Below are 21,524 nucleotides of genomic sequence, written 5' to 3' on the forward strand. Positions count from 1 at the left end.
TCAACCCACGGGAGCCTCGCATGTCCTTTCCAGTATCCCGCCGCGCAGCGGTCGTCGCGGTGTCCGTCGCATTGGGCGCATCGCTCGCGGCGCTTCCGGTGCGCGAAGCACGCGCCCAGCAGCTCACGCCCATCAAGTTCGTCCTCGACTGGAAGTTGCAGGGCATCCATGCCTGGTACTACCTCGCCGAAGACCGGGGCTACTTCGCCGCGGAAAAGCTCGCGGTGACGATCGACCAGGGCGACGGCTCGGCGGCGGCCGTGACCAAGGTGATGGCCGGGGCCTACGACGCGGGTTTCGGCGACGTGAATGCGGTCATCCAGAACGCGGCCGCCAAGCCCGGCGCCGCGCCCGTGATGGTCTACATGGTCTACAACCGCGCGCCGTTCGCGCTCATCGTGAAGGCGGGCAGCCCCATCAGGACCCTCAAGGACCTTGAGGGCCGCACGCTGGGCTCGCCGGCCGGCGGCGCCGCGCAACGCATGTTCCCGCTGATGGCGGCCCGCAACGGCGTGGACGCGGGCAAGGTCAAGTGGACCAGCATGGCACCCAACCTGCAGGAGCAGATGCTGCTGAAGGACCACGTCGAGGGCTCGGCCGTGTTCTCGGTGACCAGCTACATGAACCTGGTGGCGCAGGGCGTGGACCCGGACAAGGACATTCGCTGGTTCCACTACGGCGACCACGGCGTCGACCTGTACGGCAACGGCGTGCTGGTGTCCCGCCAGTTGCTCAGGGACAAGCCGCAGGCTGTGGCCGGGCTGGTGCGTGCCGTCAACAAGGCGGTGCGCGACACCGTGACCGACCCCGACGCGGCCATTGCCGCGCTGATGAAGCGCGAGCCGCTGCTCAACCAGGCGCTGGAGAAGCGGCGCCTGCTCTACATGCTTCGCACCGTGATGCTGACGCCCGAGGTTGGCACCGGCGGTATCGGTGACGTGAACGACGCGCGCATGACGCGTGCCATCGGGCAGGTGAAGGAAGCGTTCGAACTGGCGAATGCACCGACCGCAGGCGAGGTCTTCGACCGGCGCTTCCTGCCGCCGCTGGCGGAGCGCAAGATCGCTGCGCCCTGAACGATTGACCGACGACGAAGGAAACGCCATGTCCGCTCGCATGCACGAAGGCCCGCTCGACTGCGCCTGGCTGCTGGCTGATCCCGGCGCGCAGCTTGCGCAATCGGATGTGCGCATCGGGCTGGAGGACGGCTGCATCCGGTCGATCGCGCCGCTGGCGGAAGAGGCCGTCGCCGGCACGGGCACGCCGCGCCTGCTCGCGCTGCCGGCGCTGACCAACGCGCACGATCATGCGCGCACCTTCCGCAGCGCCACGCTGGGCGCCTTCGGCCAGCCGCTCGAAGGCTGGCTGCCGTTCCTGGGCGTGGTGCCGGGCATGGACCCGTACCTTTGCGCCGCGACCTCGTTCGCGCGTTCGGTGCGGCATGGCGTGGCGAACCTGATGGTCCACTACACGCGCGTGCAGGGCGGCATGGCCTATGTCGACGAGGCTAGGGCGGTGGCGCGCGCGGCGCGCGACGTCGGCGTGCGCATCGGCTTCGCCATTGCCATGCGCGACCGCCACGGCATTGCCTACTGCGACGACGCGAGCGTTCTGGCGGCGCTGCGCCCCGGCATCCGCCATGCAGTGGCCGAACGGCTGGCGGTGAAGCCGGTGGCGCCCGCGCAGCAGCTTGCGCTGGTCGACGAGGTCGCGCGCATGGTGGAAGAGGACGGCCATGGCGGCCACGCGACCGTCCAGTACGGCCCGACGGCGGTGCAGTGGTGCAGCACGCCGCTGCTCGAGGCAATTGCGCAGGCATCGGCCGACACGGGCCGGCCGGTTCACATGCACCTGCTCGAAACGCGCTATCAGCGCGACTGGGCCGATGCCAACCACCCCGGCGGCATCGTCCGTTTTCTCGACGACATCGGGCTGCTGGGCCCGCGCCTCACGCTCGCGCACTGCGCCTGGGCGCGGCCCGAGGAACTGGCGCTGATTGCCGAGCGCGGCGCGACGATCGCGGTCAACACCAGCTCCAACCTGGGGCTCAAGTCGGGCATTGCGCCGGTGCCCGAGATGCTGCGGCACGGATGCCGCGTGGCCATGGGCCTGGACGGCATGGCCTTCGACGAAGACGACGACGCGCTGCGCGAGATGCGGCTGGCGTACTCGCTGCACCGCGGCTGGGGCTACGACACCACGATGACGCGCGACCAGTTCTGGGCCTTTGCCGCGCGCAACGGTCCGCGCAGCGTGCGCGGCGGGCCGGCTGGCGGCGGCAGCATCGTGCCCGGCGCCGCGGCCGACTTGGTGTTGCTGGACTGGGATGCGCTCGACGACGACGCGCTCTTCGCCGAGACGGATCCGCTCGACCTGCTGTTGGCGCGCGGCAACGGCAGCCACATCGCCAAGGTGCTGGTCGGCGGGCGCGTGGTGGTCGATGCGGGCCGTGTGCAGGGCATCGACGAGCCCGCGCTGCGCGCCGAACTGCTGGCACGCATGCGCGGCGCACTGGCGGCGGATGCTGCTGGCGCCCTGTCGTGGCGCGGGATCGTCAAGGCGCTGGCCGAGGACCTCGGGCCGTTCTATCGGCGCGGGCGGATGGGTGGCTGCTGCGGCTAGGCCGCGCCTTACAGCTTGAAGTCGTAGTCCACCGTGATCGGCGCGTGGTCCGAGAACTTCACGGTCTTGTAGATCTGCTCGGTGCGCGCCAGCTCGGCGGTCTTCGGCGTGGCCAGGTGGTAGTCGAGCCGCCACCCCACGTTGTTCGCATAGGCCTGGCCGCGGTTGCTCCACCATGTGTAGGCATCGCCGGTGGTGTCGGGCTTGAGCATGCGGTACACGTCGACCAGGCCGGCGCCCTCGGCACCGGCGTCGAGCAGCTTCGTCATCCAGGCGCGTTCTTCGGGCAGGAAGCCGCTGTTCTTCTGGTTGCCGCGCCAGTTCTTCAGGTCGATCTCCTTGTGGGCGATGTTGATGTCGCCGCACAGCACGAACTCGCGCTCGTTCTTCAGTGCCACCAGGTGCGGGAAAAAGCCTTTCAGGAAGCGGAACTTGGCCTCCTGCCGCTCCTCGCCCGAGCTGCCGCTCGGGAAGTAGCAGCTGATGACCGAGAACTTGCGCTTGGGCGTGTCGAAGCGCAGTTCGAGGTAGCGGCCCTCGGCGTCGAACTCGGCGTCGCCCCAGCCCACCACGACCTGGCTTGGCTTGTGCTTGGTGTAGATAGCGGTGCCGGCGTAGCCTTTTTTCTCGGCGAAGTGGAAATGGCCCTTGAGGCCGGCCATTTCCTCGAACCGGCCTTCGATGTCGCTGGCCTGGACGCGGATCTCCTGCATGCAAATACAATCCGGCGCAAGTTCGGCCACCCAGTCGGCCACGCCTTTGGTAGCGGCCGAACGCAGGCCATTGAGATTGAGACTGGTCAGTTTGAACACAAGGAATTCCCGATGGCTGTAGATGGTGAGAAAAGCAGCGCGGTCGCACAGGACTTCGTCCAGTTTGCGTTGGATGCCGGCGTGCTGCGCTTTGGCGAATTCAAGACCAAGGCCGGTCGGATGAGCCCCTATTTCTTCAATTCGGGGCTCTTCGACGACGGCGGCAAGATCGCCCGGCTCGCCGGATTCTATGCAGACCGGCTGATCGAAAGCGGGCTCGAATTCGACATGATCTTCGGCCCCGCCTACAAGGGCATTCCGCTGGGCGCCACGGTGGCCGCCGAGTTGGCCCGGCGCGGGCGCAACTACCCCTTTGCCTACAACCGCAAGGAAGCCAAGGCACACGGCGAAGGCGGCAACCTGGTGGGCGCACCGCTCAAAGGCCGCGTGCTGATCGTCGACGACGTGATGTCGGCCGGCACCGCGGTGCGCGAGTCGATCGCGGCGATCCAGGCAGCGGGCGCCACGCCGCATGCAGTGGCCATCGCGCTCGACCGTCAGGAAAAGGCCACCGAGAACGGTGTCGACGTAAACCACAGCGCCGTGCAGTACGTGCGCAACCAGCTCGGCCTGTCGGTGATTGCCATCGCCACGCTGGACGACCTGCTGAGCTACCTCTCGGGCAACGCCGCCGCCGACCTGGGCGCGCACCGCGAGCGCGTGCTGGCCTACCGCACGCGCTACGGCGCCACCAGCTGAGGCAAGGGCGCCCATGCACGACGCACGCGACGATCACGGCAAGCCGATCCGCCTGCTGGCGTCGGCTTCTTTCTTCCTGGCGGTTTCTTCGTTCTGCGGCGCCTTGCAAGCGCAACCGCAGAAAGTGGAAGGCGCCTCCCCCGGCATCTATACCTGCACCGATGCCCGCGGCCGCACGCTGACGGCCGACCGGCCGATTGCCGAGTGCACCGACCGCGAGCAGCGCGAGTTGAATCCGAGCGGCTCGGTGCGCCGCAAAGTCGAGCCCACCTACACCGCGCGCGAGCTGCAGGAGCGCGAAGACCGCGCCCGCGAAGCCGCCATCCAGACCGCGCGCCTGACCGACGAGCGGCGCCGCGAACGTGCGCTGCTGGTGCGCTACCCCAACCTCGCCACGCACGACCGCGAGCGCAGCGAGGCGCTGGCGCAAATCGATGCAGTGACCCAGGCGGCGCGCAAGCGCATTGCCGAGCTGAGCGAAGACCGCAAGAAGATCGACGAGGAGATGGAGTTCTACAAGCAGGACACCACCAAGGCGCCGGGCGCTGTGCGCCGCAAGCTCGAAGACAACACGCAGAGCGTGGCGGTGCAGAACCGCTTCATTGCGGAGCAGGAAGAAGAGAAGAAGCGGGTGAATGCGCGCTTCGACGAAGAGCGCACGCGTCTGAAGACGCTCTGGTCGCCGCAGAACGGCGGCAATCCCCGTTGATGAACCTGCCGGGACCTTGCACCAAGGCCCCGGTTTCTTGCCATCAGCCCAGCTTGGCTTTCAGCAGCTCGGTGACCTGCGCCGGATTGGCCTTGCCGCCGCTGGCCTTCATGACCTGGCCCACGAGGGCGTTGAGCGCCTTCTCCTTGCCGCCGCGGTATTCCTCGACGTTCTTGGCGTTCTTCGCGATCACTTCGTCGAGGATCTTGTCGAGCGCGCCGGTGTCGTTCATCGGCTTTAGGTCTTTCGCCTCGATGATCGCGTCGACATCGCTGCCTTCGCCGGTCCACAGGGCTTCGAACACCTGGCGCGCGGCGTTGTTCGGCAGCGTGCCGTCTGCGATGCGCTTCACCAGCTGTGCCAGTTGCTGTGCCTTCACTGGTGCGGCCTCGATGCCGATCTCGGCGGCGTTCAGGCGGCGCGCCATTTCGCCGGTGATCCAGTTGCTGGCGAGCTTGGGCGTGGCGCCCGCGTTCACGGCTTCGTCGAAGTAGGCGGCGAGCGCCGCGCTCTGCGTGAGCTGCGCCGCGTCGTATTCCGACAGGCCGTGGTCGCGCACGTAGCGCTCGGCCATCGCGCGCGGCAGTTCGGGCATGGTGGCCTTCACGCGCTCGATCCAGTCGACGGCGATGACCAGCGGGGGCAGGTCGGGGTCAGGGAAGTAACGGTAGTCGGCCGAGTCTTCCTTGGCACGCATCGCGCGCGTCTCGCCTGTGTCGGGGTCGAACAGCACGGTGGCCTGTTCGATCTCGCGGCCGTCCTCGATCTCTTCGATCTGCCAGCGGATCTCGTAGTCGATCGCCTGCTGCATGAACTTGAAGCTGTTCAGGTTCTTGATCTCGCGGCGCGTGCCGAGCTTGTCGCCGGGCTTGCGCACCGACACGTTGGCGTCGCAGCGGAAGCTGCCTTCCTGCATGTTGCCGTCGCAGATGCCGATCCACGTGACGATCTTGTGCAGCTCCTTCGCGTAGGCCACGGCCTCGGCGGTGGAGCGCATGTCGGGCTCGGTCACGATCTCCAGCAGCGGCGTGCCGGCGCGGTTCAGGTCGATGCCGCTCTGGCCGATGAAGTCCTCGTGCAGCGACTTGCCCGCGTCTTCCTCGAGGTGGGCGCGCACGAGGCGCACAGTCTTCTGTTCTTCGCCGAGGAAGAACGAGACCGAGCCGCCCTGCACGACCGGGATCTCGAACTGGCTGATCTGGTAGCCCTTGGGCAGGTCGGGGTAGAAGTAGTTCTTGCGCGCGAACACGCTGCGCGGCGCGATGTGCGAGCCCAGCGCGAGGCCGAGCTTGATGGCGCGCTCGACGGCGCCCTTGTTCATCACGGGCAGCGTGCCGGGCAGTGCCAGGTCGACCGCACAGGCCTGCGTGTTGGGCTCGGCGCCGAAGGCGGTGGAAGCGCGGCTGAAGATCTTGCTCGCGGTCGACAGCTGCGCGTGCGTCTCGAAGCCGATGATGACTTCATAGCCGCGCACCAGTGGGCCGGTCGGGCGGCCCTGTTGTTGTGCTTCGAATGTGTTCACGGTCTCGCTCATCTCAAAAGCCCTCCGGCGTGCGTGCGTGCCAGTCGGTGGCCTGCTGGAAGCGGTGCGCTGCGTTCAGCAGCTTCGCTTCGCCGAAGTAGTTGCCGATCAGCTGCAGGCCCACGGGCATGCCGCCGTCGAAGCCCGCGGGCACGCTCATGCCGGGCAGGCCGGCCAGCGAGGCGGGCAGCGTGAAGATGTCGGCGAGGTAGTCGGCCACGGGGTCGTCGCCGTGTTCGCCGAGCTTCCATGCGGTGGTGGGCGCAGCGGGGCCGGCGATCACGTCGCACTGCTTGAAGGCCTGCTGGAAGTCGTCGGCGATCATGCGGCGCACCTTCTGCGCCTGCAGGTAGTAGGCGTCGTAGTAGCCGTGCGAGAGCACGTAGGTGCCGATCATGATGCGGCGCTTGACTTCATCGCCGAAGCCTTCGGCGCGCGTCTTCTCGTACATGTCGGACAGGTCCTTGTACTGCTTCGCGCGGTGCCCGAACTTCACGCCGTCGAAGCGGCTCAGGTTGCTCGAGGCCTCGGCCGCGGCAATGATGTAGTACACGGGAATCGACAGCTCGGTGCGCGGCAGCGTCACCTCGACGCGCCTGGCGCCGAGCTTTTCGTACTGCGCGAGTGCCGCGTCGATGGCCGCGCGCACGCCAGGCGCCACGCCTTCGCCGAAGAACTCCTTCGGCACGCCGATGCGCAGGCCTTCAAGCGAGTCGTTCAGCGAGCGGCCGAAGTTCTCGGCGGGCTTGTCGAGCGAGGTCGAATCGCGATCGAGGTCGGGGCCGCAAAAGGCCGACAGCAGCAGCGCGCAGTCTTCGGCCGAGTGGGCCATCGGGCCGGCCTGGTCGAGGCTCGACGCAAAGGCCACCATGCCGTAGCGCGAGGCACGGCCGTAGGTGGGCTTGATGCCGGTCACGCCGCAGAACGACGCGGGCTGGCGGATCGAGCCGCCGGTGTCGGTGCCGGTGGCTGCGGGAGCCAGGCGTGCCGCGACTGCAGCCGCGCTGGCGCCGGACGAGCCGCCCGGAATGCGCTCGCGGTTCCAGGGGTTCTGCACGGGCACGGCCTTGTCGTGGCCCACGGCGGGCACGGCGATGTTCTCGTTGGCGGAGCCCATGGCGAACTCGTCGCAGCTCAGCTTGCCGAGCGTGACCGCCCCGGCTTCGGCCAGGCGCCTGACCACAGTGGCGTCGAAGGGCGAGCGGTAGCCCGCGAGCATCTTCGAGCCGGCGGTGGTGGCGAAATCGGCGGTGACGAAGATGTCCTTGTGCGCGATCGGCACGCCGGCCAGCGCCGGTGCGTTGCCGGTGGCGATCAGCGCGTCGGCGGCGCGGGCCTGGGCCAGCGTGACTTCTTCATTGACGTCGACGAAGGTGCCGAGCGACTCGTGCGCCTTCATGCGGCCGAGAAAAACCTGCGAGGCCTCGACGGCCGAGACCTTGCGCTCGGCCAGCGCCTTGGCCAGCGCGACCACGCTCATCTGGTGCAATTCACCGCTGCTCATTATTCGATCACCTTCGGCACGAGAAACAGGCCGGCTTCGACGGCCGGGGCGCTCTTCTGGTTGGCTTCGCGGTTATTGGGTTCGCTCACCACGTCGTCGCGCAGGCGCAGCGTGATGTCTTCGAGTGCGGCCACCGGATGGGCCAGCGGTTCGACGCCCGTGGTGTCCACGGAACGCATACGTTCGACTAAATCGAAAAAGCCGTTGATCTGGCTGAGCATGCGCTCGCTTTCATCGGAGGCAAGCTGCAGCCTCGCCAGAGAGGCAATGCGCTCAATATCGGAAGCGGAGAGTGACATAGGTCGGAACGGCCCAAAAAAGCGAAGGTAATCGCACGCCGAAGCGGGTGCTAATACAGGAATCAGAGGGGATTCGGGTATTATCCCGCCTTTGCCGCAACCCCCGCGAACGCGCCGGCTTTTGCGCCAAAAACGATCAATTCACCCCGTCAAACGACCCAAAAATAGAGTGACGACCTGCCGATGCGCAGGCCGTACTCAGAGGAATTCCGCACATGTTTGGAGCTTTCCGTCGGTACTTTTCCACCGACCTTGCGATCGACCTCGGCACCGCCAACACCCTGATATTTGCCCGTAACAAGGGCATCGTGCTGGACGAGCCCTCGGTTGTCGCCATTCGCCACGAAGGTGGCCCCCACGGCAAGAAGGTGATCCAGGCCGTCGGCCGCGAGGCCAAGGCCATGCTGGGCAAGGTGCCCGGCAACATCGAGGCGATCCGCCCGATGAAGGACGGCGTCATTGCCGACTTCGTGATCACCGAGCAGATGATCAAGCAGTTCATCAAGATGGTGCACCCGCGCACGCTGCTCACGCCGAGCCCGCGCATCATCATCTGCGTGCCCTGCGGCTCCACCCAGGTCGAGCGCCGCGCCATCAAGGACGCGGCCGAAGCAGCCGGCGCCACCTCCGTCTACCTCATCGAAGAACCCATGGCCGCGGCCATCGGCGCGGGCCTGCCCGTCAGCGAAGCCTCGGGCTCGATGGTGGTGGACATCGGCGGCGGTACCACCGAAGTGGGCGTCATCAGCCTGGGCGGCATGGTCTACAAGGGCTCGGTGCGCGTCGGCGGCGACCGCTTCGACGAAGCCATCATCAACTACATCCGCCGCAACTACGGCATGCTGATCGGCGAGCCGACGGCCGAAGTCATCAAGAAGAACATCGGCTCGGCCTTCCCGGGCTCCGAAGTCAAGGAAATGGAAGTCAAGGGCCGCAACCTTTCCGAAGGCGTGCCGCGCAGCTTCACCATCAGCAGCAACGAAGTGCTGGAAGCCCTGACCGATCCGCTCAACAACATCGTCTCGGCCGTGAAGAACGCGCTGGAACAGACGCCGCCCGAGCTGGGCGCCGACATCGCCGAGCGCGGCATGATGCTGACCGGCGGCGGCGCGCTGCTGCGCGACCTCGACCGCCTGCTGGCCGAGGAAACCGGCCTGCCGGTGCTGGTGGCCGAAGACCCGCTGACCTGCGTGGTGCGCGGCTGCGGCATTGCGCTGGAGCGCATGGACCGTCTCGGCAGCATCTTCACGAGCGAGTAAAAGGCGAAAGCCATCATCGGCCGGCCTCTGCTTGCGCAGGCCGGCTTTTTGTTATTTGATTCCGCACCACCGCCGGGTCTGAATTCATGCCTCTGGGCACGCTCGATCGCACAGCGCCACCCCTGTTCAACCAGGGGCAGTCGGCGCTCAGCAAGCTGATCTTCTTCGGCGCGCTGTCCCTGTTCCTCATGGTGGCCGATGCGCGCTTTCACATCGTGCAGCCGATCCGCGCGGCCATCGGCGCGGTGCTCTACCCGGTGCAATGGGTGGCGCTGAAGCCGGTGCAGGCCGTGCTGGGCGGCGGGCGCTACCTCGAAGACCTGAAGACCGCGCAGCGCAACGAGGAAGACGCCCGCAAGGCGCTGATGATGCAGGCCGAACGCGCCGCCCAGGCCGACACGCTGCTGCAGGACAACGCCCGCCTGCGCGAGCTGCTCGAACTGCGCCAGACCACGGCCACGCCGGGCCGCGCGGCCGAGGTGCTCTACGACGCGGCCGACCCCTACACCCGCAAGATCGTCATCGACCAGGGCCTGACCCAGGGCGTGGCGCCCGGCTCGCCGGTGATCGACGCGCGCGGCGTGCTCGGCCAGGTCACGCAGGTGCTGCCCTTCACGAGCGAGGTCACGCTGGTGATCGACCGCGATCTTTCCATTCCCGTGCAGAACACCCGCACCGGCGTGCGCAGCGTGGCCTTCGGCGACGCCTCGGCCCACGGCGGCGGGCTGGAGCTGCGCTTCATGGCCGCCAATGCCGACCTGCAGGAGGGCGACCTGCTCTCCACCAGCGGCGTCGACGGCATCTACCCCGCCGGCCTGCCGGTGGCGAAGATCGAGCGCATCGAGCGGCGTGCCGACTCGGCCTTCGCCCGCATCTACTGCATGCCGCTGGCCCATGTGACGGCCGCGCGCTATGTGCTGGTGCTCGAGCCCACCGGCACGCCGGCCGCGCCGCCGCCTGCCGCGCCCGCCGCCACCCAGCGCAAGCGGCCTGAAGGCAAGCCCGGCGCGGGCAAGAACGAAAAGAAGCCAGCGGGAGCGCGCCCATGATCAAGCGTCCAGGCCAGCAGCAGCTCCTGCTGCCCGTCAGCCCGCTCTTCATGTGGAGCAGCCTCGTGGTGGCGCTGCTCATCAACATGATCCCCATCGGCCGCGCGGTCTGGATGCCCGACCTGCTGGCGCTGGTGATCGTGTTCTGGGGCGTGCACCAGCCCGCGCGCGTGGGCATCGGCGCGGCCTTCGTGTTCGGCTTGTGCATGGACGTGCACCAGTCGTCGATGCTGGGCCAGCATGCGCTGTCCTACACCACGCTGGGCTTCTTCGCGATCACCATCCACCGGCGCCTGCTCTGGTATCCGGTGCTGTCGCAGGCGCTGCAGGTGCTGCCGCTCTTTGCGCTGTCGCAGCTGATCGAGGTCGTCACGCGGATGATCGGCGGCGGCGTGTTCCCGGGGTGGACCGTGCTGATCTCGCCCGCCATCGAGGCTGCGCTGTGGCCGCTGGTCACGGCGTTGTTGCTCGCGCCCCAGCGCCGCACCCCGGAACCGGACGAGAACCGCCCCCTCTAAGCCCTGCCTGCCGCATTTGCCAAAAGCAACTGCACGCGCCTAAGCTCCCACCGCCATGACCGAAATCCGCAACGTCGCCGCCGACCTCGCGCGCTTCAAGCGCCGCGTGATCGTCATTGGCCTGGCGGTGCTCTTCGCGTTCAGCCTGCTGTGCGCGCGGCTGGTGTACCTGCAGGTCACGCGCCACGAAGACCTGGCCGAGCAGGCCGAGAGCAATCGCACGGCCGTGGTGCCGGTGGTGCCCAACCGGGGCCTGATCCTCGACCGCAACGGCATCGTGCTGGCCTCGAACTATTCGGCCTACACGCTGGAGATCACGCCCTCGAAGGTGAACGACGTCGAGGAAACCATCGACAGCCTGACCCAGGTGCTCGAAGTCTCGCCGCGCGACCGCCGCCGCTTCAAGCGCCTGCGCGAAGACTCGCGCAGCTTCGACTCCATTCCGATCCGCACCCGCCTGAGCGACGAAGAGGTGGCGCGCTTCGCGGCCCAGCGCTACCGCTTCCCGGGCGTGGAAATCAAGGCGCGCCTGTTCCGCAACTACCCGCAGGGCGAGCTGGCCTCGCACGTGCTCGGCTACATCGGCCGCATCAACCAGCGCGAGAAGACCGCGATGGAAGACTGGGACGAAGAAGACCAGGCCAACTACAAGGGCACCGACTACATCGGCAAGCTCGGCATCGAGCAGAGCTACGAGAAGACGCTGCACGGCCAGACCGGCGTCGAGCAGATGGAAACCTCCGCGGGCGGCCGCGCCGTGCGTCGCCTGGCCAGCCACCCGGCCACGCCCGGCAACACCGTGATGCTGTCGCTCGACATCAAGCTGCAGAAGCTGGTGGAAGACATGTACGGCGACCGGCGCGGCGCGCTGGTGGCCATCGACCCGAAGACCGGCGAGGTGCTGGCCTTCGTGAGCAAGCCCACCTTCGACCCCAACCTGTTCGTCGAAGGCATCGACAACGAGAGCTGGGCGGCGCTGACCGAGTCCCTCGACAAGCCGCTCCTGAACCGCGCCCTGCGCGGCACCTACCCGCCCGGCTCCACCTACAAGCCCTTCATGGCAATGGCGGCCTTGCAAACCGGCAAGCGCGGACCCAACGTGGTGGTGAACGACCCCGGCTACTTCAACTTCGGCGGCCACCGCTTCGGCAGCCCCGAAGGCAACCTGGGCGGCGTTGACATGCGCCGCTCGATCCAGCTGTCGAGCAACATCTACTACTACTCGCTGGCCAACGAGATGGGCGTGGACCTGATCCACGACTTCATGAAGCCATTGGGTTTCGGCCAGATCACCGGCATCGACCTGGGTGGCGAGGTGCGCGGCGTGCTGCCCAGCACCGAGTGGAAGCGCAACACCTACAAGCGTCCCGAGCAAAAGAAGTGGTACGCGGGCGAGACCATCTCGCTGGGCATCGGACAGGGCTACAACGCCTTCACGATGCTGCAGCTGGCACAGGCCACGGCCATCGTGGCCGACGGTGGCCTCAAGCACAAGCCGCACCTCGTGCTGGCCACGCGCAACACCGTGAGCGGGCAGGTGGTGCCGCTGCCACAGCCGCCGGCGGAAAACCTCGGCTTCTCGGCCGCCAACGTCGCGGTGGTCCGCGACGGCCTGACCAGCGTGGTCACTGCCGGCACGGCGCGTGGCGTGTTTGCGGGCGCAGCCTACCAGGCAGCCGGCAAGACGGGCACGGCGCAGGCGGTAACGCAGGCGCAGAACACCAAGTACAACGCGCGCGCCCTCGAAGAACACCAGCGCGACCACGCCCTTTTCATGGCCTTCGCGCCCGTGAACGACCCGAAGATCGCCGTGGCCGTGATCGTGGAAAACGCCGGCTGGGGCGCGGGCGCCGCGGCCCCCATCGCGCGCCGGGTGTTCGACTACTGGCTTGCGAACCAGTACCCGAGCGAGGCCGACCTGGCGGCCATCAAGACCGGCAAGGCGACCGCGCCGATTGGCAAGCCGCGCGTGGCAAGTGAAGTGGCGTGGCCGGCGCCCGTGGCGACGCCCGCCACCGCGCCCTGATACCCCTTCAGACCACCGTTCCGCTGACTTCGCCGAGGCCGATGCGCACGGCGCCCGCGCGCTCGCAGTAACCGCGAATGATCAGCGTGTCCCCGTCTTCCAGGAACGTGCGCTTCTCGCCATTCGGCAGCGTGATCGGCTGCTTGCCGCCCAGCGTCAGTTCCATCATCGAGCCGGCCTCGTCGGGCTTCGGGCCCGACAGCGTGCCCGAGCCCAGCAGGTCGCCCGGCTGCAGGTTGCAGCCGTTCACCGTGTGATGAGCGATGAGCTGCGCGGCCGTCCAGTAGGCGGCCTCGGTGGTGTTGCCGCGCGTGAGCAGCGCCGGTGCAACGCCTTCGGCGCGCATCTTCGCGGTCTGCAGCAGCACTTCGAGCGTGATGTCGAGCGCGCCGCTCTCGCGGTTCGATGCCGAGTCGAGATACGGCAGCGGCTGCGGGTCTTCCGCGGGCCGCTCGAACTTCGCACGGAACGGCGCCAGCGCCTCCATCGTCACGATCCACGGCGACAGCGAGCTCGCGAAATTCTTCGAGAGGAAGGGGCCGAGCGGCTGGTACTCCCAGGCTTGCACGTCGCGCGCCGACCAGTCGTTGAGCAGCGTCACGCCGAACAGGTGGTCTTCGGCTTCGCCGATGGCAATGGGTTCGCCCTGCGCGTTGCCGCGGCCTACCAGGAAGCCCAGCTCCAGCTCGTAGTCGAGCCGCTTCGAGGGGCCGAAGCTCGGCGATGCGGCGTCGGGCGCCTTGGTCTGGCCCTGCGGGCGCTTGAAGCTCTGGCCGCTCACGACGATGGACGAGGCGCGGCCGTGATACCCGATGGGCACCCACTTGTAGTTGGGCAGCAGCGGCTGGTCGGGGCGGAACAGCTTGCCGACGGTGGTCGCGTGATGGATGCCCGTGTAGAAGTCGGTGTAGTCGCCGATGCGGCAGGGCACCGTCATCTCGGCCTTGGCCTGCGCCAGCAGCGCCTTCGACCACGCGGCCTGCTTGTCGCTGCCTTCGGCGAGGCCAGCGGAGATCGCGGCGCGCAGGGCCTGGCGGTCCTTGATGCCGGCGTTCATCAGCACGTTCATGTCGTCGGTGTCGACGAGGCCCGCTGCGCGCAGGTCCAGCACCTGGTCGCCGATGGCGACGCCGATGCGGAAAGCCTCGCTGCTGCCGGCCATGCGGAAGCGGCCGAGGGGCAGGTTCTGGATCGGGAAGTCGGTGCCGGCTTCATTGGCCGAGGCGACCCAACTGCGCAGCTTCGGGTCATGGGTGGCGTTCAGTGCGGTCATGGATGTCTTTCTGTGAATCGGTTCAGTCTGCGGTCATGCCGGCCTTTTGGGCCACATCGCCCAGGCGCTTGTATTCGGTTTCGGTCAGCGTGGTCAGCTCCTGCGGGGTCGAGCCGCGCGGCGAGAAGCCGGCCTGCGCCAGCTTGGCCTTCACGTCAGGCATGGCAAGCGCTTCGACGAAGGCCTCGTTCAGCGCCTTGACGATCGGCGCCGGCAGCTTCGCCGGGCCGTACACGCCGAACCATGGCTCCAGCGCGTAGCCCTTGAGCCCGGCTTCGGCCATCGTCGGCACGTCGGGCAGCGAAGGCGAGCGCGTGGGGCCCGCCACTGCCAGCGCGCGCAGCTTGCCCGCCTGTATGTGCGGCAGCGAGGCCGGCAGGTTGTCGAACATCACGCCGATGTTGTTGCCCAGCATGTCGGTGATGGCCGGGCCGCTGCCCTTGTAGGCGACGTGCACGAGCTCGGTGCCGGTCATCTGCGCGAACATCACGCCGGCCAGGTTCATCGAGGTGCCGGCGCCCGCGGTGGCGTAGGGCAGGCCGGGGTTCTTCTTCGCGGCGGCAACGAGGTCGGGCACGGTCCTGATGGCCGAGGCGGCCGGCACTTCGAGCACGATGGTCGAGGTGCCCAGCAGGCTGATGGCCGTGAAATCCTTACGCGGATCGAAGGCCATCGATTTGTAGATGTGCGGGTTCAGCGCGTTGGTCGAGATGGCGCCGAAGCCGATGGTGTAGCCGTCGGGCGAGGCCTTGGCCACGGCGTCCATGCCGATGTTGCCGCCCGCGCCGCCGCGGTTGTCGATCAGCACCGGCTGGCCCAGCTTCTCCGACACCTTCTGGCCTACGGTGCGCGCCACCAGGTCGGTGGTGCCGCCGGGCGTGTAGGGAACGATGAAGCGGATGGGCTTCGTCGGAAAGTCGGCGGCCTGTGCGATGTGCACGAGGAAGGGCGCCGCCAGCAGCGCCACGGCCGCCGCCCGGCGGGTGAGGGTGAATGCGTTCTTCATGCCTTGAACTGGTCCTTCAGTCCCGCCCAGCAGTCCGCGTAGTCGGTGTCCAGCGCAGGGCTCTTCAGCGCGAAGTTCGTCGGAATGAAGCGGTAGCGGCTCTCGAACATGAAGGCCAGCGTGTTGTCCAGCTTGTGCGGCTTCAGGTCGGCGTGCGTGGCCTTGTCGAAGGCTTCCTCGTCGGGGCCGTGCGGCACCATGCAGTTGTGCAGGCTCGCGCCGCCGGGCTTGAAGCCGCCCGGCTTGGCGTCGTATTCGCCCAGCACCAGGCCCATGAACTCGCTCATCAGGTTGCGGTGGAACCATGGCGGGCGGAATGTGTTTTCCATCACCATCCAGCGCGGCGGGAAGATCACGAAGTCGCAGTTGGCAGTGCCGGGCGTGTCGCTGGGCGAGGTCAGCACGGTGAAGATCGACGGATCGGGATGGTCGAAGCTGATCGAGCCGATCACCATGAAATGCGCCGTGTCGTACTTCACCGGCGCGAGGTTGCCGTGCCAGGCGACCACGTTGAAAGGCGACTGCTTCATCGGCGCCTGCCAGAAGCGGCCGCCGAATTTCTTGACGATTTCGTAGGCGCCTTCTTCCGATTCGAAAGCCGCCACGGGCGCCTGGAAGTCACGCGCGTTGGCCAGGCCGTTCGAGCCGATGGGGCCGAGCTCGGGCAGGCGGAAGTGCGCGCCGTAGTTCTCGCACACGTAGCCGCGCGAGAGCCCGTCGGGCAAAGCCACCTTGAAGGCCATGCCGCGCGGCAACACCGCGATTTCGCCGGGCTTCACGTCGAGCACGCCCAGTTCGGTGGTGATGACGAGGCGGCCCTGCTGCGGCACTACCAGCATCTCGCCGTCGGCGTTGACGAAGGCGCGGCGCTCCATCGAGCGGCCGGCCAAATACATCAGCGAGCCGATGCCGACCTGCGACTCGGCATCGCCGTTGGCCGCGATGGTGCGCATGCCGTCGACGAAGTCGATGTCGGCCGCGCCGTCCAGCGGCTGCGGATGCCAGCGCAGGGGCTCGGGCGGCAGGGAGATCTCGCGGTCGGCGCCGGTGGTCCAGTGCGCCTGCGCGTAGGGCTGGTAGCGGCCCGAGACCACCGAGGGCTGGCGACGGTACAGCCAGGTGCGGCGGTTCTCGTGGCGCGGCGCGGTGAAGGCGGTGCCGGAGATCAGCTCGGTGTACAGGTCGAAGGGCCCGCGCTGCGGGTTGTTGCGGCCCTGGGGCAGGGCGCCGGGCACCGCCTCGGAGGCGTGTTCGTTGCCGAAGCCGCTCTGGTAGCGCCGTTCGGAGGCTGCGGTTGCTGGGGTCATGGGCTTCTCTTTCGAAAGTCGCAATGAGGAGATCGGAATGCGTGCAGCCTAGCCGGCACGCGCCGCCTCGAAGGCTTCGCGCAGCACGGCGAGCGAGCCGACGTGGTTAGCCAGCACGAGCACGAGGCGCGCATTGAAGGCATGGCTTTCTTCGGTGGAAAGCCCTTGATGCGCCTCGATGAGCGCTTCGTAGAAGTCGTCGGGCGCTTCGAGGTTCGGTGCGGTGGTCAGGTGCTGTTGCTGCTGCATGGTGTTCACGCCTTTGCCAGTGCGCGGCCGACGGCTGCGCGGATGTTTGCCGCCGTGGGTCGTCTCCAGCGCGCGCAAACGTGCTGGTCGGGCCGCAGCAGGTAGACGGTGCCGGGCTGCGCGTCGTAGCGCTGGGTGGCGAGTGCGACGTCGGCGCCGCCGCCTTCCACGTGCACCACGTGCAGCGGAAAGTCGCTCGCCTTCAGCGCCTGCAGGCTCCGCTCGGCCGTCTCACCCTGGCCGAACACGAGTGCGGTGAACTGCGAGACATGGCACTCGCGCAGCAGCCAGCCGGTGCTGCCATCGGCGCGCACGACAGGCGCATCGGCCGCCGCGGCGCCCGGCACCATCACACCGGCGAAGGCTTCGGCATCGGCCGTGTTGAGCGGCGAATCGCGCAGCACCGTGGCCACCGACAGCCGCCCGCTGTTGACCAGCGTGCGCGCAAAGGCGTGGCGCTTGGTCAGCTCCAGCACCGCGTCGCGGAAGAGGCGGCTCACCTCGCTCTTGGGCGTGATGAAGTCGGTGGCGCGTGTGGAATTGCGGATGTTCTCGTCGGCCGCGAACTCGCGCTCGCTGGCGTAGCTGTCGAGCAGCGCATCGGGCGCGTCGCCCCGCACCACCGCCGCGAGCTTCCACGCGAGGTTGTCCGCGTCCTGCACACCCGAGTTGGCGCCGCGCGCGCCGAAGGGCGACACGCCGTGCGCGGAGTCGCCCGCGAACAGCACGCGGCCGTGGCGGAAGTGCTCCATGCGCTGGCAGGCGAAGGTGTAGACGCTGGCCCAGCCGATCTGGAACTGCACGCCTTCGAAGCCGATGCTGTCGAGCAGCGCACGCACGCGCGGCGTGATGTTCTCGGGCTTGCGTTCTTCCACCGGGTCGGCGTCCCAGCCGAGTTGGAAGTCCACGCGCCACATGCCGTCGGCCTGCTTGTGCAGCAGCACGCTCTGGCCGGGGTGGAACGAAGGGTCGAACCAGAAGCGCCGCTCGGTGGGCAGGTGTGCGTCCATCGTGATGTCGGCGATCAGGAAGCGGTCGCGGAACACGCGGCCTTTTGCTTCCTGGCCCAGCAGCTGGCGCAGGTTGGAGCGCGAGCCGTCGCAGGCGGCAACGTAGTCCGCGTGCAACCGATAGTCGCCCTCGGGCGTCTCCACGGTCAGCACCGCGCCGTCGTCGCGTTGCTCGATGCCCGTGACCTTGCTGTTCCAGCGCAGGTCGATCAGCGGCAGCGTGGCCGCGCGCTCGACGAGGTAGCCCTCGACGTAGTACTGCTGCAGGTTGATGAAGGCCGGGCGCTCGTGGCCAGGCTCGGGCAGCAGGTCGAAGCGGTAGACCTGCTCGTCGTGGAAGAACACCTTGCCGACGTTCCACGACACGCCCTTGTCGACCATGCGGTCGCCGCAGCCGAGGCGATCGAAGATCTCCAGCGTGCGCTTGGCGAAGCAGATCGCGCGCGAACCGCTTGAGAGGGTGTTGTCGTTGTCGAGCAGCACCACGGGCACCTGCCGCAGCGCAAGGTCGATGGCCAGCGCGAGGCCGACCGGGCCGGCGCCGACGATCACCACCGGGTGGCGGGCGGGCGTGGCCGAGTCCTGGTCAGCGTGGCGGCGATAGTCGAAGCGCAGGCTCTGATAGTCGATCACGTGTTGTCTCCGTGTCTTCTTCTGTCGTCTCGCGCAATCAGCCTTCCAGTGCCTTCCACATCTCGATGTCGCGCTCGGCCGTCCACACGCGCGGGTCGGCATGGCCCGAGGCCTCGTCGTAGGCGCGGCTCACGTCGAAGGGCATGCAGTGGTCGAAGATCACCCACTGGCTGTACTTGGGCTTGAGCTTCTCGTAGGTGTCCTTGTAGACCGCGTTCAGGTCGCGCCCGGCCTTCACGCCTTCCTGCACGCTGGCGTACACGTCGGAGATGAAGTTGCGCGTGCCAGTCAGGCCCTCGGCCACTTCGGCCGGCGTGGTCAGCGCGGCGCCGCGGCCCGGCACCAGCGCGGCGGGCTTGAGCGCGGCGATGTTGTCCAGCGTCTGCGGCCAGTCCTTGAAGTAGGCGTCGCCCGCATACGGCGTGGCACCGAACTCGACCAGGTCGCCCGACAGCAGCGTCTTCTCGCCCGGCAGCCAGACGACGGTGTCGCCCTTGGTGTGGCCGCGGCCGAGCTGGATCAGCTGCACTTCCAGCTTGCCGAGCCACAGCGTCATCTTGCCGGTGAAGGTCATGGTGGGCCAGGTCAGGCCCGGGGGCACGGTCTCGACGTTCTGGAACAGGCGGGGGAAGCGGCCGATTTCGCTGGCCTTGTCTTGTTCGCCGCGCTCGACGATCAGGTCGCGCGTGTCCTGGCTGGCCAGGATGTGTTCGGCACCGTAGCCCGCCGCGCCCAGCACGCGCACCGCGTGGTAGTGCGTGAGCACCACGTACCTGATGGGCTTGTCGGTCACTTCGCGGATGCGGCGCACCACGTCGGCCGCCATGGCGGGGGTGGCCTGGGTGTCGGCCACCAGCACGCAGTCGTCGCCGATCACGATGCCGGTGTTGGGGTCGCCCTCGGCGGTGTAGGCCCAGGCATGTTCGGAGATCTGGCTGAAGGTGATCTTCTTTTCTTCCATGTCGGCCTGGCTGGCGAATTTCTTGGCTTGGCTCATCGGTTGTCTCCGTTGGTAGGGTGGGGTGAGGTTGGTTTTGCGATTCGTCTAATCTGAACGAATTCGCGGTGAACGAATTTCCGCAGTGTAAGCCGCTGATCAGTTAATGTCTAATCCCTTCTTCATGAACGAACGACCAGAAGGCGAGGCCGGCCATGGCAGCCAGTGACACCGACCGCGCCCAGCGCGGCATCCAGAGCATCGAAGTCGGCGGCCAGCTGCTGCGCGCGCTGGTGCACCACGGCCGGCCCATGGCGCTGAAAGACCTGGCGCGGGAAGCCGACATGACGGCCGCCAAGGCGCACCCGTACATGGTCAGCTTCGGGCGCCTGGGCCTGATCGAGCAGGACCGCGCCAGCGGCCACTATCTGCTCGGCCCGCTCGCCTTGCAACTGGGGCTCATCAGCCTGCAGCAGGCCGACCCGGTGCACATTGCCACCCCGCTGATCGCCCAACTGGCCCAGCAGACCGGCCACACCGTGGCGCTGGCCGTGTGGGGCGCGCGCGGCGCGACCATCGTGCGCACGGCCGAATCGCCCTCGCCGGTGCACGTGAACATGCGGCACGGCACGGTGTTCTCGCTGACCAACACGGCCTCGGGCCGTGTGTTCGCAGCCTTCCTCGATGCCGACGCGGTGCGCCAACTGCTCGAGGACGAGCGCCAGCGCCAGAAGCAGCGCAGGGGCTCCGAGCCCGTTCCGGCCGCCGGCATGCCGCCGGTGCAGCCGCTGCCCTCGTGGAGCGACTTCGAGCGCCAACTGCAGGAAGTGCGCACGCACGGCATCAGCCGCTCCGACGGCGAGGTCATCGAAGGCGTGAGCGCCATGGCGGCGCCCGTCTTCGACCACACTGGCGCCATCGTGCTGGCCGTGACCGCCATCGGCCCGGCCGGCATCTTCAATACCGCGTGGGACGGCGAGATTTCCCGCGCGCTCAAGGCCTGCGCGGACACCGTGTCGCAACGCCTGGGCGCTACCGCCAACCCGCCTGCCGCGAATCTCCCCAGACCAGAGCGATGACGCCAGTCACATCAGATATCTCTTCTTCTTCTCCTCTCCACGCGGCCATCGAGCTGCTGCGCAACGCCCGGCGCATCGTCGTCTTCTCCGGCGCCGGCCTGTCGCGCGCCTCGGGCATCCCGACCTACCGCGACGCCGACGGCCTGTGGAAGAACCAGAACGCGTTGCAGTTCTCGCATGCCGAAGACCTTCAGCGCGACCCGTCGGGCTTCACGAAATTCTGGGCGCAGCGCCTGTCGCTGATCGAGTCGGCGCAGCCCAACCCGGGCCACACTGCGCTGGCGCTGCTGCAAAGGCTGCGTCCCGCCACCCGGCTGGTCACGCAGAACGTCGACGGCTTGCTGACCCAGGCAGGCGGGCTAGACGTGCTCGAACTCCACGGCTCATTGCGCCGCTGGCGCTGCGACCGCTGTGGCAACCGCAGCGGCCCATGGCCTTTTCACCGCTGCCTGCGCTGCGGCTCGCACGCGCGGCCCGACGTGGTGATGTTTGGTGAGATGCTGAATGAGGGCGTGCTGCTCGATGCGCAGGTGGCCGCGCAGGAGTGCGATCTGTTCATGGTGGTCGGCAGCACGACCATCGTCTACCCGGCGGCCGAGCTGCCGCAGACCGCGCTGGCGCATGGCGCGCGGCTCATCGCGCTCAACCTGGAGCCGCTGCCGCACCTGGACGAGGCCGCGACCGTGGTGCTGCGCGGCGCCTCGGAAGACCTGCTGCCACAGCTGCTGGCAGCCTTGCCAGGCCTCAGGGGCTGAGGGCGATCAGCCCTTCTTGCCGCCCAGCAGCACCAGCGCTCCGCCCACCACGATCACGGCCACGCTGGCCCAGGTGGGGAAGTTGACCGTCTGCTTCTCCTTCATCGAGAACTCCAGCGGGCCGAGCTTGGCCTCGTGGGTTTCCTTGGTGAAGCTGAAGCTGCCGAGGCCCAGGGCGGCGATGCCGGCCACGATCAGCAGGATGCCGACGATGCGTGTTGCGTTCATGGGGTCGATCCTCCGTCCGTTGAATGGC

Annotated in this window: 21 protein-coding genes; 10 read left to right on the plus strand and 11 right to left on the minus strand. The window is 67.8% G+C overall.

The features are described 5' to 3' along the window. Positions 1 to 20: 20 nt before the first annotated feature. Together ACTG4X_RS02715 and ACTG4X_RS02720 are read left to right on the plus strand one after the other, a co-directional pair. Positions 21 to 1,076 carry an ABC transporter substrate-binding protein gene (locus ACTG4X_RS02715; RefSeq protein WP_097200602.1) on the plus strand — a complete coding sequence of 352 codons (1,056 nt, stop codon included), beginning with the start codon at positions 21 to 23 and terminating at the stop codon, positions 1,074 to 1,076. 28 nt (positions 1,077 to 1,104) lie between these two features. Further along, positions 1,105 to 2,622 carry an amidohydrolase family protein gene (locus ACTG4X_RS02720; protein WP_440533173.1) on the plus strand — a complete coding sequence of 506 codons (1,518 nt, stop codon included), beginning with the start codon at positions 1,105 to 1,107 and terminating at the stop codon, positions 2,620 to 2,622. Positions 2,623 to 2,630: 8 nt separating this feature from the next. On the opposite strand, the gene ACTG4X_RS02725 is transcribed toward ACTG4X_RS02720, so the two are convergent. Continuing rightward, positions 2,631 to 3,434 (minus strand): exodeoxyribonuclease III, encoded by an 804-nt coding sequence (locus ACTG4X_RS02725; RefSeq protein WP_097200601.1) that lies wholly within the window; start codon positions 3,432 to 3,434, stop codon positions 2,631 to 2,633. Between the two features lie 12 nt (positions 3,435 to 3,446). Between ACTG4X_RS02725 and pyrE the strand changes: the two genes are divergently transcribed. Then, positions 3,447 to 4,133, plus strand: a complete 687-nt coding sequence (gene pyrE, locus ACTG4X_RS02730; RefSeq protein WP_093053529.1) for an orotate phosphoribosyltransferase — start codon at positions 3,447 to 3,449, stop codon at positions 4,131 to 4,133. 13 nt (positions 4,134 to 4,146) lie between these two features. Beyond that, positions 4,147 to 4,842, plus strand: a complete 696-nt coding sequence (locus ACTG4X_RS02735) for a DUF4124 domain-containing protein (protein ID WP_177192769.1) — start codon at positions 4,147 to 4,149, stop codon at positions 4,840 to 4,842. Positions 4,843 to 4,885: 43 nt separating this feature from the next. On the opposite strand, the gene gatB is transcribed toward ACTG4X_RS02735, so the two are convergent. The 3 genes from gatB to gatC are packed head-to-tail and all read right to left on the minus strand — an operon-like array spanning position 4,886 to position 8,167. Then, positions 4,886 to 6,376 (minus strand): Asp-tRNA(Asn)/Glu-tRNA(Gln) amidotransferase subunit GatB, encoded by a 1,491-nt coding sequence (gene gatB, locus ACTG4X_RS02740; protein WP_440533174.1) that lies wholly within the window; start codon positions 6,374 to 6,376, stop codon positions 4,886 to 4,888. A 1-nt stretch (position 6,377) separates the two neighbouring features. Further along, positions 6,378 to 7,868, minus strand: a complete 1,491-nt coding sequence (gene gatA / locus ACTG4X_RS02745; RefSeq protein ID WP_440533175.1) for an Asp-tRNA(Asn)/Glu-tRNA(Gln) amidotransferase subunit GatA — start codon at positions 7,866 to 7,868, stop codon at positions 6,378 to 6,380. Then, on the minus strand, positions 7,868 to 8,167 hold the full coding sequence (gatC, locus tag ACTG4X_RS02750) for an Asp-tRNA(Asn)/Glu-tRNA(Gln) amidotransferase subunit GatC (protein WP_093053537.1): 300 nt from the start codon (positions 8,165 to 8,167) through the stop codon (positions 7,868 to 7,870). The genes gatA and gatC overlap by 1 nt, the downstream gene beginning before the upstream one ends. A 215-nt stretch (positions 8,168 to 8,382) precedes the next feature. On the opposite strand from gatC, the gene ACTG4X_RS02755 reads away from it, so the two are divergent. The 4 genes from ACTG4X_RS02755 to mrdA all read left to right on the plus strand — a co-directional run bounded on the left by ACTG4X_RS02755 (position 8,383) and on the right by mrdA (position 13,019). Next, positions 8,383 to 9,426 (plus strand): rod shape-determining protein, encoded by a 1,044-nt coding sequence (locus ACTG4X_RS02755; RefSeq protein WP_007833435.1) that lies wholly within the window; start codon positions 8,383 to 8,385, stop codon positions 9,424 to 9,426. 86 nt (positions 9,427 to 9,512) lie between these two features. Then, a complete protein-coding gene (gene mreC / locus ACTG4X_RS02760; protein ID WP_097200598.1) occupies positions 9,513 to 10,475 on the plus strand; it encodes a rod shape-determining protein MreC in 963 nt (320 codons plus the stop codon). Beyond that, positions 10,472 to 10,993 carry a rod shape-determining protein MreD gene (gene mreD / locus ACTG4X_RS02765; protein ID WP_093053544.1) on the plus strand — a complete coding sequence of 174 codons (522 nt, stop codon included), beginning with the start codon at positions 10,472 to 10,474 and terminating at the stop codon, positions 10,991 to 10,993. The genes mreC and mreD overlap by 4 nt, the downstream gene beginning before the upstream one ends. A gap of 55 nt (positions 10,994 to 11,048) precedes the next feature. Next, on the plus strand, positions 11,049 to 13,019 hold the full coding sequence (gene mrdA / locus ACTG4X_RS02770) for a penicillin-binding protein 2 (RefSeq protein WP_093053547.1): 1,971 nt from the start codon (positions 11,049 to 11,051) through the stop codon (positions 13,017 to 13,019). Positions 13,020 to 13,026: 7 nt separating this feature from the next. Here mrdA and fahA read toward each other — a convergent pair whose 3' ends face one another. From fahA to ACTG4X_RS02800, 6 genes are read right to left on the minus strand one after another with little or no spacing between them, the layout of a single operon-like run. After that, positions 13,027 to 14,292, minus strand: a complete 1,266-nt coding sequence (gene fahA, locus ACTG4X_RS02775) for a fumarylacetoacetase (RefSeq protein WP_440533176.1) — start codon at positions 14,290 to 14,292, stop codon at positions 13,027 to 13,029. 22 nt (positions 14,293 to 14,314) lie between these two features. Continuing rightward, the gene (locus ACTG4X_RS02780; protein WP_097200596.1) at positions 14,315 to 15,298 is read right to left on the minus strand and encodes a Bug family tripartite tricarboxylate transporter substrate binding protein; all 984 of its coding nucleotides are present in this window, start codon (positions 15,296 to 15,298) and stop codon (positions 14,315 to 14,317) included. Continuing rightward, on the minus strand, positions 15,295 to 16,605 hold the full coding sequence (gene hmgA, locus ACTG4X_RS02785; RefSeq protein WP_440533177.1) for a homogentisate 1,2-dioxygenase: 1,311 nt from the start codon (positions 16,603 to 16,605) through the stop codon (positions 15,295 to 15,297). Before hmgA ends, ACTG4X_RS02780 begins: the two co-directional genes overlap by 4 nt. 48 nt (positions 16,606 to 16,653) lie before the next feature. Beyond that, a complete protein-coding gene (locus ACTG4X_RS02790; RefSeq protein WP_093054237.1) occupies positions 16,654 to 16,854 on the minus strand; it encodes a DUF2783 domain-containing protein in 201 nt (66 codons plus the stop codon). 5 nt (positions 16,855 to 16,859) lie between these two features. Then, positions 16,860 to 18,497, minus strand: a complete 1,638-nt coding sequence (locus ACTG4X_RS02795; RefSeq protein ID WP_097200594.1) for an FAD-dependent oxidoreductase — start codon at positions 18,495 to 18,497, stop codon at positions 16,860 to 16,862. A 37-nt stretch (positions 18,498 to 18,534) separates the two neighbouring features. After that, entirely contained in the window at positions 18,535 to 19,494 is a 960-nt protein-coding gene (locus ACTG4X_RS02800; protein ID WP_097200593.1) for an MBL fold metallo-hydrolase, read from the minus strand. Positions 19,495 to 19,649: 155 nt separating this feature from the next. Here ACTG4X_RS02800 and ACTG4X_RS02805 point away from each other — a divergent pair, with 155 nt between their 5' ends. Both ACTG4X_RS02805 and ACTG4X_RS02810 read left to right on the plus strand, forming a co-directional pair. Beyond that, positions 19,650 to 20,513, plus strand: coding sequence for an IclR family transcriptional regulator (locus ACTG4X_RS02805; RefSeq protein WP_097200592.1), 864 nt, complete (start codon positions 19,650 to 19,652; stop codon positions 20,511 to 20,513). Further along, entirely contained in the window at positions 20,510 to 21,268 is a 759-nt protein-coding gene (locus ACTG4X_RS02810; RefSeq protein ID WP_440533178.1) for an SIR2 family NAD-dependent protein deacylase, read from the plus strand. Before ACTG4X_RS02805 ends, ACTG4X_RS02810 begins: the two co-directional genes overlap by 4 nt. A 6-nt stretch (positions 21,269 to 21,274) precedes the next feature. Here ACTG4X_RS02810 and ACTG4X_RS02815 read toward each other — a convergent pair whose 3' ends face one another. Beyond that, on the minus strand, positions 21,275 to 21,496 hold the full coding sequence (locus ACTG4X_RS02815; protein ID WP_093053572.1) for a hypothetical protein: 222 nt from the start codon (positions 21,494 to 21,496) through the stop codon (positions 21,275 to 21,277). Positions 21,497 to 21,524 lie beyond the last annotated feature (28 nt).

Origin of the sequence: Variovorax sp. YR566, from assembly GCF_051992195.1 — a bacterium.
In the GTDB taxonomy this organism is placed as follows: Bacteria; Pseudomonadota; Gammaproteobacteria; order Burkholderiales; family Burkholderiaceae_C; genus Variovorax.

Coding starts and splice junctions, on each gene's coding strand:
- ACTG4X_RS02715 (WP_097200602.1), top strand. CDS start 21: ATGTCCTTTCCAGTATCCCGCCGCGCAGCGGTCGTCGCGGTGTCCGTC.
- ACTG4X_RS02720 (WP_440533173.1), top strand. CDS start 1,105: ATGTCCGCTCGCATGCACGAAGGCCCGCTCGACTGCGCCTGGCTGCTG.
- pyrE (WP_093053529.1), top strand. CDS start 3,447: ATGGCTGTAGATGGTGAGAAAAGCAGCGCGGTCGCACAGGACTTCGTC.
- ACTG4X_RS02735 (WP_177192769.1), top strand. CDS start 4,147: ATGCACGACGCACGCGACGATCACGGCAAGCCGATCCGCCTGCTGGCG.
- gatB (WP_440533174.1), bottom strand. CDS start 6,376: ATGAGCGAGACCGTGAACACATTCGAAGCACAACAACAGGGCCGCCCG.
- gatA (WP_440533175.1), bottom strand. CDS start 7,868: ATGAGCAGCGGTGAATTGCACCAGATGAGCGTGGTCGCGCTGGCCAAG.
- gatC (WP_093053537.1), bottom strand. CDS start 8,167: ATGTCACTCTCCGCTTCCGATATTGAGCGCATTGCCTCTCTGGCGAGG.
- ACTG4X_RS02755 (WP_007833435.1), top strand. CDS start 8,383: ATGTTTGGAGCTTTCCGTCGGTACTTTTCCACCGACCTTGCGATCGAC.
- mreC (WP_097200598.1), top strand. CDS start 9,513: ATGCCTCTGGGCACGCTCGATCGCACAGCGCCACCCCTGTTCAACCAG.
- mreD (WP_093053544.1), top strand. CDS start 10,472: ATGATCAAGCGTCCAGGCCAGCAGCAGCTCCTGCTGCCCGTCAGCCCG.
- mrdA (WP_093053547.1), top strand. CDS start 11,049: ATGACCGAAATCCGCAACGTCGCCGCCGACCTCGCGCGCTTCAAGCGC.
- fahA (WP_440533176.1), bottom strand. CDS start 14,292: ATGACCGCACTGAACGCCACCCATGACCCGAAGCTGCGCAGTTGGGTC.
- ACTG4X_RS02780 (WP_097200596.1), bottom strand. CDS start 15,298: ATGAAGAACGCATTCACCCTCACCCGCCGGGCGGCGGCCGTGGCGCTG.
- hmgA (WP_440533177.1), bottom strand. CDS start 16,605: ATGACCCCAGCAACCGCAGCCTCCGAACGGCGCTACCAGAGCGGCTTC.
- ACTG4X_RS02790 (WP_093054237.1), bottom strand. CDS start 16,854: ATGCAGCAGCAACAGCACCTGACCACCGCACCGAACCTCGAAGCGCCC.
- ACTG4X_RS02800 (WP_097200593.1), bottom strand. CDS start 19,494: ATGAGCCAAGCCAAGAAATTCGCCAGCCAGGCCGACATGGAAGAAAAG.
- ACTG4X_RS02805 (WP_097200592.1), top strand. CDS start 19,650: ATGGCAGCCAGTGACACCGACCGCGCCCAGCGCGGCATCCAGAGCATC.
- ACTG4X_RS02810 (WP_440533178.1), top strand. CDS start 20,510: ATGACGCCAGTCACATCAGATATCTCTTCTTCTTCTCCTCTCCACGCG.
- ACTG4X_RS02815 (WP_093053572.1), bottom strand. CDS start 21,496: ATGAACGCAACACGCATCGTCGGCATCCTGCTGATCGTGGCCGGCATC.